Consider the following 21364-nt stretch of genomic DNA (forward strand, 5'->3'; position numbering starts at 1 on the left):
ACGTTAGGGCAGCGCCCGCACCCTCGATACCGTCCGTAACGACGGCAGCACGCATCCTCCGGCCGCCGGGCTGACCCGTCGGAGGTAACCGCCCTCCGCATGGATGTCACTTTCAGTGACCGCCGACGCCGATCAGGTCGCGCGCGTCGCCGGAAGCGGCGACGACAGCGCATCCGCCGCCTGCTAGTGCTGATCCACATCGGACTGGAGTCGATCTCATAGAGAGCGCTCTCTTGACGGGGGGACGACTCCGTCCTAACGTGACGGTTGTCAATTTATTAACAGTGCTTACCAAATGTGTTCTGCCCGGAACGCCTGGTAGCACACCCAGCACGCTCCTGGGAGGTAGTCCCATGCGTAGAACGACCCGACTGCTGGCCCGGCTGACCGTGGCCGCGCTCGCCGCGGCCGGCCTCACCGTGCCCGCCACCGTCATCACCGCCACCCCCGCCCTCGCCGTCGGCCCGCAGACCTGGTCCGACGAGTTCAACGCGGCCGCCGGCACGCCCGTCAACGGCAGCAAGTGGAAGTTCGACATCGGCGGCGGCGGCTGGGGCAACAGCGAACTGCAGTACTACACCAACAGCACCAACAACGCGGTGCACGACGGCGCGGGCAACCTCGTCATCACCGCCCGCCGGGAGAACCCCGCCGGCTACGGCTGCTGGTACGGCAGCTGCCAGTACACCTCCGCACGACTGCTCACCGCCGACCGGTTCACGCAGGCCTACGGCCGCTTCGAGGCCCGCATCAAGATCCCGCGCGGCCAGGGCATCTGGCCCGCGTTCTGGATGCTCGGCAGCGACATCGCCACCAACCCGTGGCCGAACAGCGGCGAGATCGACATCATGGAGAACATCGGCAAGGAGCCCGGCACCGTCCACGGCAGCCTGCACGGCCCCGGCTACTCCGGCTGCTGCTCGCTGACCGGCCAGTACACCCTGCCCGGCGGCGCGCGGCTGGCCGACGCCTTCCACACCTACGCCGTGGACTGGGCACCCGACTCGGTGACCTGGTTCATCGACGGCATCCAGTACTCCCGCAAGACCCGTGCCGACGCGGGCGCCAACCGCTGGGTCTTCGACCACCCGTTCTTCATGCTCCTGAACGTGGCAGTCGGCGGCGCGTGGCCCGGTTCCCCCGACGGCAGCACCGTCTTCCCGCAGTCGATGGTCATCGACTACGTCCGGGTCTTCGCCCAGGACGGCGGCACGCCGCCCGCCGGCGGCACCCCGCTCATCGGCCAGGGCAGCAACCGCTGCATCGACGTGCCCAGCTCCAACACCGCCAACGGCAACCGGCTGCAGATCTGGGACTGCAACGGCACCGGCGCGCAGCGCTGGTCCTTCGAGTCCGACAGCAGCGTGCGGGCACTGGGCAAGTGCATGGACGTCAACGCCGGCTCGTCGGCCGACGGCACGGCCATCCAGCTCTGGGACTGCAACGGCAGCGGGGCGCAGAAGTTCGTCCTCAGCGGCGCCGGCGACCTGGTGAACATCCAGGCCAACAAGTGCGTCGACGTCACCGCCGCGGGCACCGCCAACGGCACCAAACTCCAGCTCTACACCTGCAACGGCACCGGCGCCCAGAAGTGGCGCAAGGGCTGACGCTCGCCACCTGCGCGCTGGTGCAGTTTCGGGGAAAGTGCAGCCATTCGGCCTGCCGATGATGCAGTTTCCCCGAAACTGCGGCCGGATCACCGACCGCCTCGTCTCCCGGGTACGCCGAATCCGGGAGACGAGGCACGTCTCGTCCTGGGGACATGAGGCGGTGACCTCGGTGGAGAAGACGTGTTCGACGTAGGGGCGGGGAGTCCGCCCGCCTATCGCGGAAGCCAGACCGCCTCGGCGGTTGTCGCAGCCACGCCGCCCCACCGGTCGCGGCACACATAGGACAGACTCGCGTGAATTGCCCGGTCGTCGTTGTCGCGCAAGACCGGTCGGCCGCAGTGCAGACAAGGGGCGACGAGCGGATAGGACCGCCCCGTCCCACTCGCCCCTGGCGGCGTTTCCGTGGCTTCAGCAGCCGGAGTCGTCATGGCCTCACCTTCCCCATTGCGTCACGGACCGCCTGGCCGGACGGGACACGATCGTCACGTCCGGCCAGGGTTACGACCGGGCTCACCGGCGGCGAGGCGGCTGAACTGCCGGGTGCGAGCGGGAGATCGGCTCTTCCCGCAACCAGCGGATCCCGACCGGCGGCGCCGGGACCTCAGACTCCGAATCCCCCGAAGCCTGCCGAACACGACGCCGATATGAATGTCCATCTACAGGCCCGCCGCCAACAGGTCGGCAACGGCGCAGAAGTGATGCATCGGCATTGCGCCACCCACGCTGATGTGCGTGGATGTCCGTGAGAGAGGGAGGTGCGCCAATGGTGCGCGGCAGGCTGGCTGAGCGGCGAAAGACTGTCGGGCTCAGCCAGGAGAAGCTGGCCGAGTCGCTTGGCGTCGATCGCTCGACGGTGGTGCGCTGGGAACGCGGGGCAGCCATGCCCCAGCCTTGGCTGCGTCCGCGCCTGGCAAGTGCGCTTCAGCTGACGATCCGCGAACTGGCGAGCCTGTTGGAGAACGCACCTGACCTCACCGTCGCGACTGCGAGTAGCCGGGCCGCGGGGACACCCGCGTGGGACGGCAGCGGCATACAGACGATGCTCCACTTCCGGATCGCCGATTTGCAGCTGGGCGGCCAGTTCCTGTACGAAGACGTCCTGGCCTATCTGCGCCAAGCTATCGGCCCGCGACTTTTCGACGCGACCGATGCAGATGCTCCGCAGTTGCTTGCCGCCGCGGCCGGGCTGACGGAGATGGCGGGGTGGATGGCCTACGACAGCGGCCTTACGCTATTGGCGAGCCGGCATTTCAACAGGGCCTTCGAGTTCGCCAGAACGAGCGGGGACCGGCACCTGGGCGGCCATATTCTCGCCAGTCTCAGTCACCTCGCTCATCATGATCGGCACCCGGAGGAGGGGATCCGCTACGCGGACCGCGGCCTGAGTCTTATGAGTCGAGACGACACCGCGCCGGGCGTGCGTGCCCGCCTGCACGCGATGCGCGCACGCGGTTACGCGGCCCTGCGAGATCCGGCTCGTTGTGACGCGAGCATCGACACGGCCGAGCGGCTGCTGAGCGAACCGCTCCATCGAGCCGCGTCGCCATGGCCCAGCGTCTTCGACGGCGGCTCGCTGGCGCTGGAGAAGGCACGCTGCTACCGACAGCTCGGGCGGCCGACCCTCGCCCGTGTCGCGACCGCCTCGGCGATCGCCGCCCGCACGCCCGACAGAGTCCGAAGTCGCGCTTTCGCACAGCTCACAGCCGTATCGGCCATGATCGACCAGGCTGAGGTCGACGAGGCCTGCGAGGCCGCCGGAAAGGTCGTCAGCGCCACGAGATCCCTCGGCTCTCAGCTCGTGCTTCGGCAGTTGGCGGCGCTACTACCCCGGTTCGCCCCGTACGCTGGCAATCGTGATGTCGCCGAGTTCCTCGACAGCCTGCGGGAACGGCTGTCCGAACGACACCGCGCGCCCGGACAGGCCGACTGATCGCGGCGTCCATGAGCGCTGAGCAGCCCTTGTACCAGCGCGATCCGGAGGCATGGCAGGCGCACCTGGCGGAGGGCAATCGCATCCAGCCCCGCAAACGAGTCGGTGCTGACGTGCTCTTCCGCGACCAGACGGGCAACGTTCTCATCGTCGAGCCACGCTACAAACCCGGCTGGGACCTCCCCGGCGGCATGGCGGAGGCCAACGAGCCCCCGCTGGCAGCGGCGGTCCGGGAGGTCACCGAGGAACTCGGAATTGCCTGGGGCGGCGGCCGCATGCTGGTCCTCGACTGGGTGGCACCGCACGGCCCCTGGGACGACAGCCTCATGTTCGTCTTCGACGGAGGGGTGCTGACGACAGCCGAGCAGCAGCGCATCATGCCAGCCGACAATGAGTTGGGCGCATACGCCTTTGTTCCGGCAGACGATGCCATGGCGAGGATCGGCTCGCGGCTCGCAAGGCGACTCGATGCGGCGCTACACGCGGCGGGCGACGGCACGACGGTTTACCTGCACGACGGCCAAGACATCGAAAGAGTCGCACCTCCTCGGTAACGTGACCCGGTGATTCGCGACGTCCACCCCGGCGCGTCTGATGTTCCGGACGAACAGCGCTGCCCCAAGTGCGGCACCGACGGGTTACCGGTGCTGATCGGCTTGGCCGACGAGTCCGCAGTGGAGGCCGCCGCAGCGGGCGAACTCATCTCTGGCGGCTGTATGCGCTTGATCGACGGCAACACATGGGGGTGTTCCTCCGGCCACGAGTGGGCCGCCGACGATCAGGCCTGGACACAGGCCGTCAACCGCGCTCTGGCCGGGCGCCCCCGTTGCCGCGGCTGCGGTGGCGCGACCCGCCGCGTGGTCTACCCGCGTGCCCTGGCCTACCTCAGCGAGACCGTCGGGCTCGCCGAGGAGATCGCAGCCGGCGAGGCCGAGATGGCGGCCGACGACGGACCGCCCGATGTCTACTCCATCCGGATCTGCCGGGACTGCCGGACCGTCGCGGCATGACATCGCCCAGGCCGCACCGGACGCCGAAGCCCCGGCACGTGCTCGACGCCAAACGCGGGCTGACCCCGCGGGCACGGGCGTTTCTCGCCGCGCACGGGGTCCGGCGCGAGGTGTGGTCGGCCGAGCAGCACCGCAGGCACTGGCACCGCTACCACCGGCCCGCGGAGGCGATCGAGCACCTGGCCGCCTACCAGGGCCGGTGGGGCGGGCTGGAGCTGCCGCCGTCCCCCGAGTACGAGGGCGGCCCGCACGTTCTGGACGCCGACGACCCGACCGTCGAGGAGGGGCTGGGGGCCTGTTTCACGGCGGGCCGCCCGCGGGCCGCCCTGGCGTACGGGTTCATGGTCGACGGTGCGGGCCGCTTCGGCATCGTCGCGGGCGACACGTGGGTGCCGCTGCACGGCTCGGTCGAGGGCTGGGTGGAGTCCGTCGCGCTGCGCCACCTCGCCGACCGGATGCCCGCCAAGGTGGCGCTCGCGACCGGGGCCAGGCTGGACGGGCTGCCGGAGCGGCTGCGGCTGCGCCCGGTGGCCGAGGTCGCCGGGGACACCGACGGCTGGTGGCGCGGCGAGGACACGCTGCTCGCGATCTACCGGGGCGAGGCCCGGCTGTTCGGCAACGCGCACTACCAGACGGCGTACCTCTATACGGGCATCGACCAGCTCACCGAGCGGCTCCGCGCAGGCTGAGGGTGCTTCGGCGCGGTGGATGACGTTGGCGTGCGCCCGTTACGCTCGGCCGGTGACCGCGCGCCGCCCCTTCCCGCAGAAGATCCTGATCTACGGGGTGTACGGGGCCGGCAAGTCCACCCTCGCCCTGGAGCTCTCCCGGCGGCTGGGCCTGCCCTGGCAGCCGGTCGACGAGCTGACCTGGGAGCCGGGTTGGAAAGAGGTCCCGACACCGATCCAGCGGGACCGGATCGCGGCGGTCTGCAAGCGCAGGTCCTGGATCCTCGACGGCGCCTACAAGGACTGGCTGGACGTGCCGCTCGCCTCCGCCGACCTGGTCATCGGCCTGGACTTCTCGCGCGGCCTGACGCTGCGGCGGCTGCTGCGGCGCACCGCGCGGCTGGTATCCACCGGCGAGGTCATCTGCAACGGCAACCGCGAGACGCTCGGCAGCGTGCTGTCCTCCGAGTCGATCATCCTGTGGCACTTCGCGTCGTTCGGCCGTAAACGCCGCCGTATGCGCCGGTGGGCGGCGGACTCCCCCGGCCCGCAGGTGCTGCTGTTCCGCACCCCCGCCGAGCTGGACCGCTGGCTGGACGAGCTGAGCCCGGTCAGCTCGGGGCGACCACCACGGTGAAGGTGAGCTGCCGCCGGACGGCGAAGCCCATCGCCTCGTAGAGCCGGATCGCGCCGGTGTTGTCGCTGGCCGCGTGCAGGAACGGCGTCTCGCCGCGCCGCCGCACGCCCGCGGCGACCGCGCGGATCAGCCTGGTGGCCAGGCCCTGGCCGCGGTACGCGGGATCGGTGCACACCGCGCTGAGCTCGGTGAAGCCAGGCGGGTGCATCCGCTCCCCGGCCATCGCCACGAGCCTGCCGTCCTGCCTGATGCCGAGGTAGGAACCCATCTCGACGGTGCGCGCGAGGAACGGGCCCGGCTTGGTGCGTTGGACAAGGTCGAGCATCTCCGCCACGTCGGCCGTGCCCAGCGGCACCGCCTCGGGTTCGTCAGCGACCGCGAGCGCGGCGTCGACCAACTGGACGACCTCGTCCTGCCAGGTGATCTCCCAGCCCGCCGGCACCGGGTAGTCGCCGATGAGCACCGCCCGTCCACCGGGGCCGACCAGCGTCGCGAGGTCGCCCCACGCTCGAGCGCCGGCGCCCGCCGGCAGCGCGGCGAACGGCGTCACCGCCGGGTCGTAGCAGACCGCCTGTCCGTGCCGCCGGGCGAACGCGCCGTGCGGGCCGGTCAGGGCCGCCCCGGCGGGGTCGTCGAGCACGCTGGTGCCGATCGTGTGCACGCCGCTCATCACAGACCCACTCCCCCGCAACGATGCCCTGATCAGCAGAGGCCATCGTAGTCGCCGAGCCGGGGCACAGCTGGGCCGGTCCGTGACCGGTGGCCGGGGTGCGGCCCGGTGGTCACTCGGCGGGCACGGCTTCCGGCACGGCCCGCGAACGTGCCCGGCGGTGCAGCGCGATTCCGGCCGCCAGGCCGACCACCAGCAGCGCCAGGAGCAACCAGGGCCAGATCGTCACACCGGAGGTCCGGGACCCGGCGACGACGACGAGCGCGGGCGACGCGGACGCCGACGGTTCGTCGGCCGGCAGCGCCTCGACTGACATGGACGCAGACGGTGCCGCGGAGGGCGACGCGGACGGCGCAGGCGTGCCGGTCGCAGCGCCGCTGCCGGAGCCGGAACCGGTGCCCGAGCCGCTGCCGGTGCCCGAGCCGCTGCCGCCGGACGCGCCGGTCGGCCCCGCGCAGCCCGCGACCTTGATGAGCATCCGGTAGTCGTTGTTGTAGGTGTTCGGGTCGTTCATCGACGCCGTCCAGCCCTCACCCGGGCCCTCGGTGCCCATGGTCTTGTCGCAGCCGTTGACCTTCACCCGTACCCGGACGGTCCTGGTCTGCCCGACGGCGATGTCCTCGATCCCGCAGTGGTACGTGGTCGCCGTGGTGGTGCAGCCGTCGCCGCCCGCGTAGCGGGTGCCCGGCTGGGCGCTGCCGGCGAACAGCTCCACCGACTTCGGCGCGCCGGGGCCCGCGTTGCGCACGGTATGGGTGACCGTGACGGTCTGCCCGATCTGGGCGGTGGGCACGTTCGAGCTCATGACGAGGTCGGCGACGTCCGGGCGCACCTCGACGGTGCCGCTGGCCGTGCTGTCGTGCGGCGCGGGGCTCGACGTCAGGGTCAGGCGCACGGTGCCGGCCGGACCGGCGGCGGCGGTCGCCTTGGCGCGCAGCGAGAGCGTGGCGCGGAACTTCTTCTCACCGTCGATCTGCAGGGTGCCCCAGGTGCAGGTGACCTTCGCGCCCGATCGGGAGCAGGGCGAGCTGACCCCGACGATGTCCACCTTGCCGGTGATGCCGGAAAGGTCGGCGACGAGTTTCACGCCGGTGACCTGCCCGGTTCCCGACGCCTGCACGCCGATCGGGACACCGGTCGAGCCACTCTGCCCGACATAGGTCGACATCCCGGTGCCGTACTCGACGAAGAACGGCGCCAGGTGTACGCCGTCCGCGCTCGCGGGCGCCGGCGTCGCGACCAGTGCGGCGACCACGGCGGTAGCCGTGAGCAGGGCACGCTTGAGCAGTGAGGGCATAGCCCGGCAGTATAGGAGTCGGCCGCCGAGCCGTGGCTCCCGTCGCCGGTCAGAACAGGCGGCGCTGCCCCGCGTGCAGCGCGATGTGTGCGGCGAGCTGGTCGCCGTCGGCGACGAGCAGGTCGCTGAACCGGACCCGGCCGCCGGGCACGTGCACGGTGAAGTCGCGCCGGGTGGTGGCGAACGCGCCGTTGCTGGTGTTGACGGTGACGCCCTCGACGTACGCCACCTCGTGCCAGGTCACCACGTGCTGGATCCGGCCGAGCGCGCCGACCGTGATCATTCCGCGCTCGAACACGTGGATCGCCCGGTTGCGGCGGATGAGTAGGGCCTGCCCGAGCAGGCCGACGATGATCACGGTGCCGGCGAGCTGGTAGGGCGTGATGTCGGCGCCGAAGCCCAGCACCAGCGTGGTCGCGGCGATGATCGGGGCGATGAGCAGCTGTGCGACCGGCCTGGTGCCGTAGCGCTGCACCGGGCTGCCGAATCCGGCGAGGGCAGCCCGGTCCGGGACGCTCATACCGCGCTTCATCGATGACCCTCCACATAAGACATACGGAGGGTACCGTAGCGATACACGGTACGTAGGGGTGGGTCAGGCCGCCCACTTGGTGAGCCAGCGGTCGATGCGGCGCAGCTGCCGCGGCGTCAGCCCGGCCTCCACCGGCGGAGCCACCACCAGTGCCCGGTCACCCCACGGCCTGGTGTCGGCACGCCGCAACTGGTGGCGTACGTCGTCGTCGGTCCACAGCAGCGGCCGGCCCTCGTCGAGCACCCGCTGCGCGGCGGGCAGCTTCCACCAGGTCTGCGCCGTCCTGGCCAGCGGTGTCGCCAGGGCGGTGTCCTGCGAACCGAACTCGGGGCACTCGCGCACCGGCCAGGCCGGCAGGCCCAGCACGCTGCCGACGTTGACGGAGTGGTGCTGCCAGGTGCTGTGCCACCAGATCTCGGCGCGGCCCTGGTCATGGACTCCGCGCAGGAATTCCAGCACGGGCGTCGCGGCGAGGATGGGCCATTCGAGGTCGTGCTTGCTCGGCGCGGAGGCCCGGACCCATACGTGGTCCGGCCAGACGCGCCGGTCCGGCAGGTCGGTGACCGCATTGATCACACCGTCGATGTCCAGCAGCCAGATCGGCACTCCCTTGGCGGCCGGGCGCTCCCGTCGCACCAGCGCGATCACCCCCCCGGTCCGTCCATTGCCGACTTCAGTCTTACGCCGTCCGGCCAGGGCGGGCAAGGCTCGGCGCGGGCAGATCACGATCGGATAAATGCGTTGCCGTACGCCGCGAGCGGTCGGTAATTTCACCGGCACACCTCCCGGTGCGCTGGTGACGGCTACTTCATCTGACAAAAGCCTGCCGTCGCCGACCCGGTCTCGGGAGGTGCCACCACACCGTGACACCCCGTCCGTGGGCTGATGCCCACCGGGCCGCGGGCCGCATGCCGGGTTCACCGGCCGCCGGCCCGAATTACTCAGGCGACAGCGCAGCAGCCGCGTCGCCGCCGATCCTGATCCTGGGTGTGTGGTGCGCCGTGTTCTGACCGGCGCCGGACGGGGGACGTCGATGGCCCGATTCAACTTCAAGGTGCGCGCCAACCGCCACGAACTCGACGACGTCAGCCTGGTCCGCCGGCTCGTCCCGCCGGCGTACGCCGAACGGGTGCCGCGGCAGTGGGTCACCGAGGAGCGCGCCCCGGCCTTCCCGCGCTCACCCCGGCTGGAGCTGTTCCTGCTGGCGGTGTCGCACATGGTCGGTAGCGACACCTTCTACGAGCGGTCCGCGGATCGCGACGCCCGCTTCCGCGAGCTGGTGCGCACCGTCGCGGTGACGGAGGCGGACTGGTTCGCGCGGTTCGTGCCGTGGCTGCGGACCGGCGCGATGCTGCGCTCGGCGTCGATCGTCGCGGCGCTGGAGGGTGCGCACGCGCAGGTCGAGGCGGGCATTCCCGGCTCCCGCGCGGTGGTGGACAGCGCCCTGCAGCGTGCCGACGAGCCCGGCGAGGCGCTGGCGTACTGGCTGGCCAGGTACGGGCGGAGGCTGCCGAAGCCGGTCAAGCGCGGCGTCGCCGACGCCGTGCGCCGGCTCTACACCGAGCGGAGCCTGCTCAAGTACGACACCGAGACGGCCCCGGTGCGCTTCGGCGACGTGGTCGAGCTGACCCATCCGGTGGCGGTCGCGCCGTGGCAGGGCGACCTGTTCCGGCACGCGGTCGACCGCCGCCACGGCCGCGACCGGCCCGCGCCGGACTCACTGCCGACCGTGCGCGCCCGCGCGGAGCTGGCGGCGACACCGGTGGCGGACCGGCCGGCCGTCACCGACCCGGCGGTGCTGGCCAAGGCCGGAATGACCTGGGAGGCGCTGGCCGGCTGGCGGCAGTCCACCATGGACGCCGCGGCCTGGGAGTCGATCATCCCGAGCATGGGCTACCTCGCGCTGCTGCGCAACCTGCGCAATTTCGACGCGGCCGGGATCAGCGACAACGTCGCCGCGGCGGTCGCCGCCCGGCTGTCGGACCCGGGCGAGGTGGCGCGCTCGCGGGTGCTGCCGATGCGGTTCCTGTCGGCGCACCGCGCGGTGGGCCACCCGCGCTGGGCGTACCCGCTGGAACTGGCGTTGCAGCACGCCCTGGCCGACGTGCCCGCGCTGGACGGCCGGGTGCTGGTCCTCATCGACACCTCGGGTTCGATGCAGTCGCAGTTCAGCAGGGACGGGAGCCTGCGGTACTGGGACGCCGCGGCCGTGTTCGGCCTGGCGCTGGCCGCGCGGGCGGCCGAGCCCACGGTGGTGTCGTTCTCCAGCGGCGCCGCCGTGTTCCCGCGGGAGCCGGGCGAGTCGCTGCTGTCGGCGCTGCGGCGGTTCAAGGACGGCTACTTCTTCGGCGCGGGCACCGAGACCGAGCAGGCGCTCCGGCGCCACTACGACGGCCACGACCGGGTGGTCATCCTGACCGACGAGCAGGCACGGTGGCACGGCGCACGCGACGTCGCCCACTCGGTGCCCGCCCGGGTGCCCGTGTACACCTGGAACCTGGCCGGCTACCGCCTTGGCCACACCCCGGCCGCCGGCAACCGGCACACCTTCGGCGGGCTGAGCGACGCCGCCTTCGCGATGATCCCGCTCGTGGAGGCGGGCGACAGCGACCGCTGGCCGTTCTGAGGCCGCGCGGACGCGCACCGGTGCCGGTCGTTGCCGACGAGGTGGGCAGGCGATAGTGTCCGCGACGCACCGCGGCCGCCACCGCCCGGCGAAGGAGTTGCACGATGGCATCATCCGGGGTCGTCTTCCCCGTCAGCACCGGCACCGAGCGCAGCACGTCCGCGCTGGGCAGGGCCGTGGTCGCCGACGCGCTGCGGCCGGTCGACCCCGTCGGAGCCCGCGCGGCCGAACACGAGACGAACTGGCGCGCCGATTACCTGGTGCACTTCCGGCGGTTGGTGGAGGCGGGGCTGATCTCCGGCGACGCCGCGCGCAGCAGTGCCGCAGCCGGGCTGGCCTCGCTGCACGACCGTATGCGGGTGGTCACCGAGGACGGCGAGACCGGCCTGCGGGCGGCGTTCGAGCGCAAGCCGGACCGGTCCGCGGAGCTGGGCACGGTGACCGTCGGCGGCGACGGCGACACCGACCGTGAGCTGTCCCTGCCGTACCGGGGCGAGCGGCTGCGCGGCGACGCGCTGGCCCGGCAGCTGGACGCGTGGGTCGCCGCCGGGGTCGTCGAGCCGAGCTGCGCGGAGGCGGTGCGCGCGGTGATGGCGAACCCGGACTGGCTGAACCTGTCCGACGTTCGGGTGGTGGCGCTGGGCGCGGGCGCGGAGATGGGGCCGACGCATTCGCTGCTGCGCTGGGGCGGCGAGGTCGTCGCCGTCGACCTGCCGCGCCCGCAGCTGTGGCGCAACCTGCTGGAGACCGCCCGGCGGTACGGCGGCAGGCTGCGCATCCCGGTCGCCGCTTCCCGCCGCGACCACGCGGACCTGGCCGAGGTCGCCGGCGCGGACCTGCTGCACCAGCTGCCCACCGTCGCGGACTGGCTGCTCGGGGTGGACGGCCGGCTGGTCGTCGGCAACTACGTCTACGCCGACGGGGCGACCAACCTGCGGGTCTGCGCCGCGGTGGACGCCCTGACCGAGCACCTGCGCGGGCAGCGCCCGGACACGGCGCTGGCGTTCCTGGCCACCCCGACGGACGTGTTCGCCGCGCCGGGCGAGGCCGTCGCGCAGGCGGACGAGAAGTACCGGCAGCCCTCGACGCTGCGCACCCTGCGCGGGCCGCTGCGGTTCGTGTCGGCGGGTCGGCTGCTGCGGCGCAACTACCCGCCCGAAGCCGACCCGGGCATCTGCGACAGTCTCGTGGCGCAGCAGGGCCCGAACTATGCGCTGGCCAAGCGGCTGCAGCGGTGGCGGGCGGCGGTGGCCCGGCACGAGGGCGCGACGGTCAGTTTCAAGGTCGCGCCGCCGACGCGTACCCGCTCGGTGGTGAAGAACCGGGTGCTGGCCGCGGCGTACGCGGGCGCGCCGGCGTTCGGGGTGGAGGTGTTCGAGCCGGCCACGTCCAACACGCTGATGGCCGCACTGCTCGTGCACGACCTGCGCAATCCCCCGCCGGTGCGCGAGCACGTGTGGCAGGAGGAGGCCCAGGGCGCGGCGCACGGCGGGCTGTGGCGGATGCCGTACGCCCCGCGTAGCGCCCTCGGCCTGGCGGCCCTGCTCGGCCTGGGCGGCGCACGCAACTGACACGGCGCGGCCCGCACCGGCGGACATCCGTCGGTGCGGGCCGCCGCGCCGGTCAGGCCAGCGTCTTGAGGTACGCGTCCAGGGCCTGGTAGGACTCGTTGGCGCCGCCCTCCATGCCGGAGGCGACCATGCCGTCACGGTCCTCCTTGTTGGCGAACGTCGACGTGCCGGTGAGCGTGGTCTTGCCGTCCTTGTGCTCGAAGACCAGGCGCTCGACGGAGATGTGGCCCGGCATGCCCTCGAACTCGAACGTCTGCACGATCAGTTCCATCGGCACGATCTCGCGGACCTCGCCGCGGAAGGCCCATTCCTCGCCGTTGTCGCCGTGCTCGACGATGCGCCACTTGCCGCCGGGCCGGAAGTCGAACGCGGTGACGTCGGCCTCGTGGCCGCGTGCCCACCACTTCTTCAGGTGCTCGGCCTTGGTGTGCACCTCCCACACCAGCGCGAGGGGCGCGTCGAAGCTGCGCGTCATCACGATCTCGAGGTCGCCCTGCAGTTTGACGTCCAGGGTCTTGGTTTCGCCCATCTCACTTCTCCTCTGCTGTGGGACCCGTCTGCAGGGTCCGCAGGTAGTCGTCCAGCCGGTCGTAGCGCTCGTCCCAGAAGCGGCGGTACTGCTCCGCCCAGGCCGAGATGTCGCGCAGGGGGGCCGCCTCCAGCCGGCAGGGCCGCCATTGCGCGTCCCGGCCGCGGGTGATCAGGCCCGCCTGCTCCAGCACCTTCAGGTGCTTGGAGACGGCCTGGAGGCTGATCGGAAACGGCTCGGCGAGCTGGTTCACGGTGGCTTCGCCGTCGGCCAGCCGGGCGAGGATCGCCCGTCGGGTCGGGTCGGCCAGCGCCGCGAAGACCAGGCTCAGTCGGTCCATGTCCGCCTCTCTATTCAACCAACCGGTTAATCAACCGACAAGTTGAGTATGCACCTCACTGGCACCGCATGCAAGACATACCCAGACCCCCTAGGGTCACTCCCCATGACCGACACCGACGAGGACCACCCGGGCTGGCACGCCATCGACGCCGCGCTCAGCCGGCTCTACCCGGGCGTCGAGCCGCGGCACTACGGCACGCCGATCAAGTGGAGGCTCGGCGGACCCGGCCCGCTGGACGGCGTCAGCTTCTACCGCCGTCACGACCACTGGCACGTGGTCGGTTACGGCATGTCCGAGCTGTACATCAAGGAGTGGGACGACCCGGAGCAGTCGGGCTGGGGGTTCGAGTTCACCTTCCGGGTGGCCCGCCCGGCGGACGAGGACTCCCCGCCGCTGTGGGCGGCGGACTTCCTGCAGGCCCTGGCCCGGTACGTGTTCGGCTCGGGCAACGGCTTCGCGCCCGGCCACCATCTGGACCTCAACGGGCCGATGTGCGCCGAGCGGCCGAACACCGCCATCCGCGCTGCCGCCTTCACCGACGACCCGGAACTCGGCGTCATCGACACCCCGCACGGGCAGGTGCGGTTCTTGCAGGTCGTCGGCCTGACCGTGGAGGAGTACGCGGTCATCGAGCAGTGGGACGCCGAGCGCCTGCTCGCCGCGCTGCGGTCGCGGCTGCCGTTGCTCGTCACCGACCTTGACCGCGGTGACCTCACCGGCGACGCCGAGATCGCCGCGGCGATCTCCCACGGCGTGCGCCACGACGGCTCCGTCACCGGCGCGCTGTTCGTCGCGGAGGCGAGCTGGCAGCAGCAGGACGGCGCCACCACGGTGACCGTCGGGGCGAATGCCGCCGCTCGGATCGGGCGGGTGCTGGCGGCCCGGCTGCCGTTCGGCCGCGACCTGTACGTCATCGGGCCGGAGAGCGGGGTCCACATCCTGCCAGGCGAGCAGGTCACGACGTCCCAGGAGGGTGACGGCCCGCTGGACCTGCAGCTCACGCCCGAGGTGCTGGCAGAACTCACCGGCTTGCTGCGACCCGTGGCCGGGGTGCACCGGCTGGCTGCCGCGCCGGAGCTGACCGTCCGTATCGTGCGGTCGCAGATTCGCGACCAGAGCGGGGCGGTCGTCGCCGAGGTCGGCTGACCCGGATCGGGCTCGGGCAGCGGGCAGTCCGCGACGGCGGCCGGCTGCCCGAGCGCCGTCGGGTCAGGAGACCTTGGTCAGCGGCCAGCTGACGTAGCCGTTGCTCAGCTGCGCCCGGTCGCCGGAGCAGGTGTAGGACACCGTGTTCTTGGCCAGGTCGAGGTTGCCGTCGAAGGCGCCGTTGGGCAGCGGCGTCTCGACGCCGTTCATGGTCATGACCGACTTCGTGGTGATCTTGCCGCCGGGCATCACGCCGCCGATCTTCCCGTCCTTGGTCGTGTACGACGTGCTGGTCGCTGAGCCGTTGAGGGTCGTCTTGCCCTCGACGGTCGCGCCGGACACGGTGGACTTGATCGAGATGACCGCGTTGTCGTACGTGATGGTCAGCTGGTCGGCGAACTCCAGGGTGATGCTGCCGGTGCCCTTGCCCTCGCCGCCGCCGAGCCTGGCGGCCGCCTTGGCCATGGCGTCCACATCGGCCGCCCATTTGCCGGTCAGGCAGCCGTCCCCGGTGCCCGCGACGCTGCCCGCCGAGGCCGTCGCGGCTGGTGCGCCCGGTGCGCCGCTGGACGCGGGTGTGGTCCCGGGAGTGTCGGCGGTGCAGGCGGCGGTGGCGAGAGCGGCGGCGAGCACGAGTACGGCCAGAGGGCCCGAAGTTTTCATGGCGCACATCGTGCCGACGCGCCCTTTCCCTGTCTCCTGACTGACAGGAAGCCGTCAGCGGGTGGACGATACTGTGTGGCACACACTATCGTGTGACGCATGGTCAACGACGAGCAGCTCTCGACGCACCTGCAGGAACTGCGCCGAGGCACCGTCGTGCTGGCCTGCCTGCTCGTGCTGCGACAGGCCAACTACGGATACGCGCTGCTCGACCTGCTGGAGCAGCGCGGGTTCGCGGTCGACGCGAACACCCTCTACCCGCTGCTGCGCCGCCTGGAGAAGCAGGGGCTGCTGACCAGCGACTGGAACACCGACGAAGCCCGGCCGCGCAAGTTCTACCGCACCAGCGCCGAGGGCGAGCAGCTCGCCGAGACGCTGGGCCGCGACTGGGACGCCCTCGACGCCGCATTCCGTGCTCTGAAAGGCCGGCCATGACCACCCTCACCGACCGCTACGTAGACGCCGCGCTGCGCCGCCTGCCCGGCCGCCAGCGCGGCGACATCGAGAAGGAACTGCGCACCGCGATCGCCGACGCCGTGGACGACCGGGTGGAGGGCGGTGGCGACCCCGCCGCGGCCGAGATCGAGGTGCTGACCGGCCTGGGCGATCCGGCCCGGCTCGCCGCCGGGTACGCCGACCGGCCGCTGCACCTGATCGGACCGGCGCTCTACCACGACTACACGCGCCTGCTCGCGGCGCTGCTGGCCACCGTGGTGCCCGCGGCAGCCGCGGGGGTGGGCCTGGTCCGGGCGCTGCGCGGCGAGGACGCGCTCACCCTGGCCGGTGACGCGCTGTCGGCGGCGTTCACCACGGCGGTCCACCTGGTCTGCTGGACCACGTTGGCCTTCGCGGCCCTCGACCGCCTGCCCCGCCTGCGTCCCGGCCCGGCCCGGCCATGGAGCGTCGACGCGCTGCCGGCGCGGCCCAGCCGGCGGGCCAGATACGCCGAGCTGGCGACGCTGACCGTGGTGACCGCGCTGTTCTGCACGTTCGTGCTGCTGACGCCGGTGGTCAGCACGCGCGCCGACGCGGCGGGCGAGCCGATCGGGCTGCTGTCGCCGTGGCTGTGGGAGACCGGCGTGGTGTACGCCTTCCTCTGCCTGGGTGTGGCCGGGCTCGGGTTCGCGTTCGCCCGGCACTACGCCCGCTGGAGCGTGCCGCTGGCGCTGTCCGGCGCGCTGGTCGAGGTCGCGGCGCCGCTGACGCTGATCTGGCTCGTCACGACCGAGCGGGTGCTCAACCCGGCCTTCGTCACCGCGGCAGGCTGGGGTCCGGACACCACCCGGTGGATCGGCATCGGCCTGATCGCGATGTCCTCGCTCAGCCTGCTGCACACCATCACCGACGGGTTGGGCCAGGCCCGCCACCGCTGAACCCGGCTCGCCCCTGCCATGACCTTGCGTTGCCCCGAGAGCGCGGCCGCCGGGACCGCTGGCGTGCCCAGAAAAGGAGACCCCTGTGAAAGCGATCGTCCGTGACAGGTACGGCACCGCCGACGTGGTGCGCTTCACCGACGTCCCGAAGCCCGCCGTCGGGCCGGAGCAGGTCCTGGTCCAGGTACGCGCCTGCTCGCTCAACTTCGGCGACCGGGCGGCCCTGCACGGTGAGCCCCGCGTGGTCCGGCTGGCCTGGGGGCTGCGCCGGCCGAAGGTGACGGTGCTGGGCCGTGACGTCGCCGGGACCGTCGTCGAGGTCGGCGCGAAGGTGAGCCGCTGGCAGCCCGGCGACGAGGTGTTCGGCGAGGTGAACCAACGCGGCTTCGCCGAGTACGTCGCCGCACCCGCCGACCACCTGGCCCGCAGGCCCGCCGGGGTGAGCTTCGAGCAGGCGGCGACGCTGCCCGTGGCCGCGAGCACGGCCCTGCAGGCGCTGCGCCTCGGCGCTGTCACGACAGGCAGCCGGGTGCTGGTCAACGGGGCCTCGGGCGGTGTCGGCACTTTCGCCGTGCAGCTGGCCGCCGACCTCGGCGCGCAGGTGACCGGCGTGTGCAGCACCCGCAACGCCGAGCTGGTGCGCTCGCTGGGCGCGGAGGTGATCGACTACACCCGGGAGGACTTCACCCGGGGCGACCGCAGCTACGACGTGATCTTCGACCTGGCCGGCGGCCACGGGCTCGCGGCCATGCGCCGGGTGCTCGCACCGGGCGGGGTGTACCTGTCCTCCAGCGGGACGGGCGGCCGGGTGCTCGGCCCGCTGCCGCACCTGCTGAAGGTGACCGTGCTGGGCGCGGTGACCCGGCAGCGCCTGCGCGTCGTGGCTGCCCGCCGCGACACCGCCGACCTCGACCACCTCGCCGACCTGGTCGCCGCCGGGCGCCTCTGTCCCGTCATCGAACGCGTCCGCCCGCTGTCGGAGACCGCCGAGGCCCTGCGGCGCCTCGAAACCGACCACGCCCGCGGCAAGATCGTCCTTACCGTCCCCGACTCCCCCGAACGCTGAACCCGCTCGCGCCACGGCTCGTCCGGTCGCAGTTTCGGGGAAAGCGCACGAATGTGCGCCGTCGTTGGTGCGCTTTCCCCGAAACTGCCCGGCCCGGCGGCGGGAAGATCCCGACGCCCGGCCGGTGGTGGCGGTACGGGGTCAGGGCATGGAAACCAGGTGGTTGTGGACGGTGTTGGCGAAGTTGTAGCCGTTGGACGCGTCCCAGTTGATCGACCAGGTCATCGCGCCGCGGATGGTGGGCCAGCGCGCCGGCGGGACGAAGCTGCCGCAGTTGGTGCCGGCGGCCAGGCAGTTCAGCGCGTTGTTGACCACGGACGGGCTGACGTAGCCGCCGCCCGCGGCCTGGGTGGTGGCGGGCAGTCCGAGCGCGATCTGGTCGGGCCGCAGCGCCGACTGCAGCTGGATGCAGGCCAGCGCGGTGAGGAAGTTGACCGTGGCCTGCGAGTACGCGAACTGCTGGTCGCAGCCGAGCATGCTGCCCGAGTTGTAGAACTGGGTGTGCACGATGGTCAGGATGTCGCGGATGTTGAGCGCGAGCGAGAAGTAGCCCGCCCCCGTGGACTGCATGTCGATGGTCTGTGGGGCCATCGTGATGATCAGGCCTGAGCCGACGCGGGAGCGCAGGTTGCGCAGCGCCTGCTCCATGTAGGTGGCGTTGAGGCCGTTCTCGAGGTCGATGTCGACGCCGTTGAAGCCGTAGTCGGTGATCAGGGTGTAGAGGCTGTTGGCGAAGTTGGTCGCCGCGGTGGAGCTGCTGACCGAGACCGAGCCGAGTTCGCCGCCGACGGACAGGATGACCTTCTGGTTGCGTGACTTCAGGGTGGCGACGTCGGTGCGGAACTGGGCGTTGGTGTAGCCGCCGAGCGCCGAGGACAGGCCGGAGTCCACGTTGAAGGTGACCGCGCCGGGGGTGCCGGACACGGCGTCGGCGAACGCGACCGCGACGATGTCGTAGGTGGTCGGCACCGAGGACAGCCGCAGCGGCGTGGCCCCGTTGACGAAGTTCTGCCAGTACCCGGTGAGCAGGTGCTTGGGCAGGGTGCCGGTGGTGCAGCCGGTGGTGGTGCCGGAGGCTGCGGCCGACGCCGGGGACTCGCCGGCGCTGTTGTAGGCGCGCACCGTGTAGGTGTGGCTGGAGCAGGTGGCCAGGCCGGTGATGGTGGCGCTGGTGCCGGTGACGGTGGCGCGCACGGTGCTGCCCTCGTACACCCGGTAGCCGGTGACGGTGCCCGACGAGGCGCTCCAGCCGACGTTCAGCGAGGTGTTGGTCGCGCCGCCGACGGTGACGTTGCCGGGGGTGCCGGGCACGCCGGTGCCGCAGCCGGTGGTGGTGACGGTGACGGTGCCCGAGCGCGGCGACTCGCCGACGCTGTTGTACGCCGCGACGGAGTAGGTGTGCGTGCTGCACGCGGCGAGTCCGCTGACGGTGGCGCTGGTGCCGGTGACGGTGGCGCGCACGGTGCTGCCCTCGTACACCCGGTAGCCGGTGACCGTGCCGGACGACGCGCCCCAGCTCAGCGCGACCGACGTGTTGGTGATCGAGCCGGCGGCCGGCGTGCCGGGCGTGCCGGGCACGGTGGGATTGGTGCCGCCCTGGCCCTGCAGCGAGACGTCGTCGGCGAAGTAGGTGCCGGTGCCGTACCAGCCGTGCAGGTAGACCTGGATCGAACTGCTCGCCGCGGTGAAGGTCAGGGTGAGCTGGGTCCAGTTGGTCGCGTTCGGGGTCCAGGTGGACGCGCCGCCGTTGACGCCGAGGTACACGTAGCTGCCGCGCACCCACGCCGACAGCGTGTACTGGGTGCCGGAGACGACGGAGACGGTCTGGGTGCACTTGCTGTTGTCGGAGGCGCTGGCCGCGCCCTGCAGCGCCTTCGTGCCGGTGCGCACCGGGGTGGACACGACGCTGCCGAGGTTGCCGGTGCAGCTCCACGGCGACAGCGCGCCGGACTCGAAGCCGCCGTTGACGAGCACTTCGGCGGCGGAGGCGGGCGCGGGCAGCGCCGCCACCGCGAAGGTGGTGACCAGCGCGGTGGCCAGGGCCGCCGCCGCTGTTCGCAGTCTGTTCATCGGAGCTCCGATCTCGGGACACGGGGGAGCCGTTCTCCTGGGATCGTCGCGGGTCGATAATTAACAGTCAATAAGCCTTACTATTAATTCCCACCAATTGAGACGGTACACAGACGACACAGGCCCGCTCGCCTACCGCGAGCGGGCCTGTGCTGCTGTTACGTGACTACTCGGCGTCCGCGCCGACCCGCTCCGGCAGCGGCATCCGCTGCGCCGGAACCGCGATCTCGCTGTCGCGGCGGCCGTTGGCGTACTCGGCCAGCTCGGGGTCGCCCTCGTGGTGCTGCTGCTCCACCTCGTCCTCGGGCTGCTCGACCTCGGCCTGCTCGCCCTGCTCGGCCTGCTGCAGCTCCTGCGAGAGCGCTTCGGCCTGCTGCGCCACCTCGACCAGCTCCGCCTGCACCTCGGGCATCTCGGACGCCTCGGGCTCGGCGGCCGAGTGGCGGGGGTTCGGGCGCATCTGCACGCGCGGGTACTCCCCGGTCTCGACCCCGCCCACGGCGGCGGCCATGACGGCCGCGGCGGCGAGGTTGGCCACCCGCTCGGCCTCGCGCTGCACCCTGGCCCGCACCGCCACGGCGTGGCGCTCGGCGGACTCGGCCGCCCGGCGGGCCTCCTCCAGCCGGTGCAGCTCGTGGCCGAGCTCCTGGCTGGTGTCGTGGAGACGCTGCTGCAGCTGGGCGACGTCGCGCTCGGCGGTCGCGCCGTCCTGGCGGGACTGCACCAGGCGCTGCTGGGCGATGTCCAGCTCGGCCTGGAGCTGGGCCAGCGCCTGGCGGCGGGCCCGGATCTCCTGCTGCACGACGGTCAGCTGCTGCTGGTGGGCGGCGTTCTGGTCGTCGGCACGGCGGCGCAGGTCCGACGCGTGCTGCTGGGCCTCGGCGTGCAGCGCGGCGTTCTTCTGGTTCACCGCGGTGCGCTGGCCGGCCAGCTCACGCTCGGCGGCCGCACGCAGCTCGACGAGCTCGCGCTCCATGTTGGCCTTCCACTGCGAGACCTCCTGCTGGGTCTGCGCGCGGGCGGCCTCGATCTCCTGCTGCACCCGCACCCGGGCCGCCTCGACCAGGGCGTCGGCCTCGGCGCGGGCGTGCTCGGCCTGCTGGGCGTTCTGGTCGTGTACCCGCTTGAGCTCCTGCTCGGCACGCTCCAGCGCGCCCTCGCTCTCGGCGCGCAGCCGGTCGGCCTGACCCTGGGCCTCGGCGAGGATCTTCTCCGCCTCTTCCTTGTGGTGGGCCATCTGCTGCGCCGTCGTGGTGGTGATCGCCTCGGCCTGCTTCTCGGCGAGCTCCAGGATCTGGTCCACCATCGGGCCCAGGTGGCGGAACGAGGCCCGCTCGACCTGTGCCGGGCGGTTGCGCAGCTCCGCCAGCTCCGACAGGTCGGTGTGCTGGCGCTTCAGCCGCTCGGTGAGGTCGCGGACCTGCCCGAGCGCGCGCTCGCGCTCGGCCGACAGCGACGACACCTCGGCGTTGATGCGCGCGATGTACTGCTCGACCTGCCGCTGGTCGTACCCGCGCAGCTTGACCTCGAAGTCGGGCCGTGCCGCCAGGTCGTCGCGTAGTGCGAGCACGTCCTCGTCCTGAGACATACGTCTTCCTTCCACAAGATCACCAACGCATCGGC

At 71.9% G+C, this 21364-nt stretch carries 21 protein-coding genes; 12 read left to right on the forward strand and 9 right to left on the reverse strand.

Annotation, left to right across the window (positions count from 1 at the left end; all coding sequences use genetic code 11):
• Positions 1-353 precede the first annotated feature (353 nt).
• The 6 genes from F6W97_RS35855 (at position 354) to F6W97_RS35880 (ending at position 5855) form a co-directional block, all read left to right on the forward strand.
• Entirely contained in the window at positions 354-1607 is a 1254-nt protein-coding gene (locus F6W97_RS35855; protein ID WP_155375022.1) for a glycoside hydrolase family 16 protein, read from the forward strand.
• Between the two features lie 766 nt (positions 1608-2373).
• Positions 2374-3540 carry a helix-turn-helix transcriptional regulator gene (locus F6W97_RS35860; RefSeq protein WP_196279471.1) on the forward strand — a complete coding sequence of 389 codons (1167 nt, stop codon included), beginning with the start codon at positions 2374-2376 and terminating at the stop codon, positions 3538-3540.
• 11 nt (positions 3541-3551) lie between these two features.
• The gene (locus F6W97_RS35865; RefSeq protein WP_155375024.1) at positions 3552-4094 is read left to right on the forward strand and encodes an NUDIX domain-containing protein; all 543 of its coding nucleotides are present in this window, start codon (positions 3552-3554) and stop codon (positions 4092-4094) included.
• 9 nt (positions 4095-4103) lie between these two features.
• Positions 4104-4550: a hypothetical protein gene (locus F6W97_RS35870; protein WP_155375025.1), complete on the forward strand. Its 447-nt coding sequence runs from the start codon at positions 4104-4106 to the stop codon at positions 4548-4550.
• Positions 4547-5239 carry a hypothetical protein gene (locus F6W97_RS35875; protein WP_155375026.1) on the forward strand — a complete coding sequence of 231 codons (693 nt, stop codon included), beginning with the start codon at positions 4547-4549 and terminating at the stop codon, positions 5237-5239. Before F6W97_RS35870 ends, F6W97_RS35875 begins: the two co-directional genes overlap by 4 nt.
• Positions 5240-5291: 52 nt before the next feature.
• The gene (locus F6W97_RS35880; RefSeq protein ID WP_230687253.1) at positions 5292-5855 is read left to right on the forward strand and encodes a P-loop NTPase family protein; all 564 of its coding nucleotides are present in this window, start codon (positions 5292-5294) and stop codon (positions 5853-5855) included.
• Here F6W97_RS35880 and F6W97_RS35885 read toward each other — a convergent pair.
• From F6W97_RS35885 to F6W97_RS35900, 4 genes are all read right to left on the reverse strand, one after another.
• Complete coding sequence (locus F6W97_RS35885; RefSeq protein ID WP_155375028.1) at positions 5830-6525, reverse strand: GNAT family N-acetyltransferase; 696 nt, start codon at positions 6523-6525, stop codon at positions 5830-5832. The two genes, F6W97_RS35880 and F6W97_RS35885, sit on opposite strands and share 26 nt — an antisense overlap.
• A gap of 112 nt (positions 6526-6637) precedes the next feature.
• Complete coding sequence (locus F6W97_RS35890) at positions 6638-7822, reverse strand: DUF11 domain-containing protein (protein ID WP_155375029.1); 1185 nt, start codon at positions 7820-7822, stop codon at positions 6638-6640.
• Between the two features lie 49 nt (positions 7823-7871).
• Positions 7872-8342, reverse strand: a complete 471-nt coding sequence (locus F6W97_RS35895; RefSeq protein ID WP_155375030.1) for a hypothetical protein — start codon at positions 8340-8342, stop codon at positions 7872-7874.
• Positions 8343-8417: 75 nt separating this feature from the next.
• A complete protein-coding gene (locus F6W97_RS35900) occupies positions 8418-9002 on the reverse strand; it encodes a hypothetical protein (protein WP_155375031.1) in 585 nt (194 codons plus the stop codon).
• Between the two features lie 385 nt (positions 9003-9387).
• Between F6W97_RS35900 and F6W97_RS35905 the strand changes: the two genes are divergently transcribed.
• On the forward strand, positions 9388-10980 hold the full coding sequence (locus F6W97_RS35905; RefSeq protein WP_155375032.1) for a TROVE domain-containing protein: 1593 nt from the start codon (positions 9388-9390) through the stop codon (positions 10978-10980).
• A 104-nt stretch (positions 10981-11084) separates the two neighbouring features.
• Positions 11085-12551, forward strand: a complete 1467-nt coding sequence (locus F6W97_RS35910; RefSeq protein ID WP_155375033.1) for a hypothetical protein — start codon at positions 11085-11087, stop codon at positions 12549-12551.
• Between the two features lie 52 nt (positions 12552-12603).
• Here F6W97_RS35910 and F6W97_RS35915 read toward each other — a convergent pair whose 3' ends face one another.
• A complete protein-coding gene (locus F6W97_RS35915) occupies positions 12604-13080 on the reverse strand; it encodes an SRPBCC family protein (RefSeq protein ID WP_155375034.1) in 477 nt (158 codons plus the stop codon).
• 1 nt (position 13081) lies between these two features.
• On the reverse strand, positions 13082-13420 hold the full coding sequence (locus tag F6W97_RS35920; protein WP_155375035.1) for an ArsR/SmtB family transcription factor: 339 nt from the start codon (positions 13418-13420) through the stop codon (positions 13082-13084).
• 105 nt (positions 13421-13525) lie between these two features.
• Between F6W97_RS35920 and F6W97_RS35925 the strand changes: the two genes are divergently transcribed.
• Positions 13526-14569, forward strand: a complete 1044-nt coding sequence (locus F6W97_RS35925) for a suppressor of fused domain protein (protein WP_196279472.1) — start codon at positions 13526-13528, stop codon at positions 14567-14569.
• 63 nt (positions 14570-14632) lie between these two features.
• Here F6W97_RS35925 and F6W97_RS35930 read toward each other — a convergent pair whose 3' ends face one another.
• The gene (locus F6W97_RS35930; RefSeq protein WP_155375037.1) at positions 14633-15232 is read right to left on the reverse strand and encodes a hypothetical protein; all 600 of its coding nucleotides are present in this window, start codon (positions 15230-15232) and stop codon (positions 14633-14635) included.
• Positions 15233-15331: 99 nt separating this feature from the next.
• On the opposite strand from F6W97_RS35930, the gene F6W97_RS35935 reads away from it, so the two are divergent.
• From F6W97_RS35935 to F6W97_RS35945, 3 genes are all read left to right on the forward strand, one after another.
• On the forward strand, positions 15332-15667 hold the full coding sequence (locus F6W97_RS35935; protein ID WP_120319830.1) for a PadR family transcriptional regulator: 336 nt from the start codon (positions 15332-15334) through the stop codon (positions 15665-15667).
• Entirely contained in the window at positions 15664-16605 is a 942-nt protein-coding gene (locus tag F6W97_RS35940; RefSeq protein WP_155375038.1) for a permease prefix domain 1-containing protein, read from the forward strand. Before F6W97_RS35935 ends, F6W97_RS35940 begins: the two co-directional genes overlap by 4 nt.
• Before the next feature lie 85 nt (positions 16606-16690).
• The gene (locus F6W97_RS35945) at positions 16691-17671 is read left to right on the forward strand and encodes an NAD(P)-dependent alcohol dehydrogenase (protein WP_155375039.1); all 981 of its coding nucleotides are present in this window, start codon (positions 16691-16693) and stop codon (positions 17669-17671) included.
• Between the two features lie 141 nt (positions 17672-17812).
• Here F6W97_RS35945 and F6W97_RS41590 read toward each other — a convergent pair whose 3' ends face one another.
• Both F6W97_RS41590 and F6W97_RS35955 read right to left on the reverse strand, forming a co-directional pair.
• The gene (locus F6W97_RS41590; protein ID WP_155375040.1) at positions 17813-19741 is read right to left on the reverse strand and encodes a fibronectin type III domain-containing protein; all 1929 of its coding nucleotides are present in this window, start codon (positions 19739-19741) and stop codon (positions 17813-17815) included.
• Between the two features lie 166 nt (positions 19742-19907).
• Complete coding sequence (locus F6W97_RS35955; RefSeq protein ID WP_155375041.1) at positions 19908-21329, reverse strand: hypothetical protein; 1422 nt, start codon at positions 21327-21329, stop codon at positions 19908-19910.
• Between the last annotated feature and the right edge of the window lie 35 nt (positions 21330-21364).

Origin of the sequence: Catellatospora vulcania, assembly GCF_009720385.1 — a bacterium.
GTDB classification, from domain to species: Bacteria; Actinomycetota; Actinomycetes; order Mycobacteriales; family Micromonosporaceae; genus Catellatospora; species Catellatospora vulcania.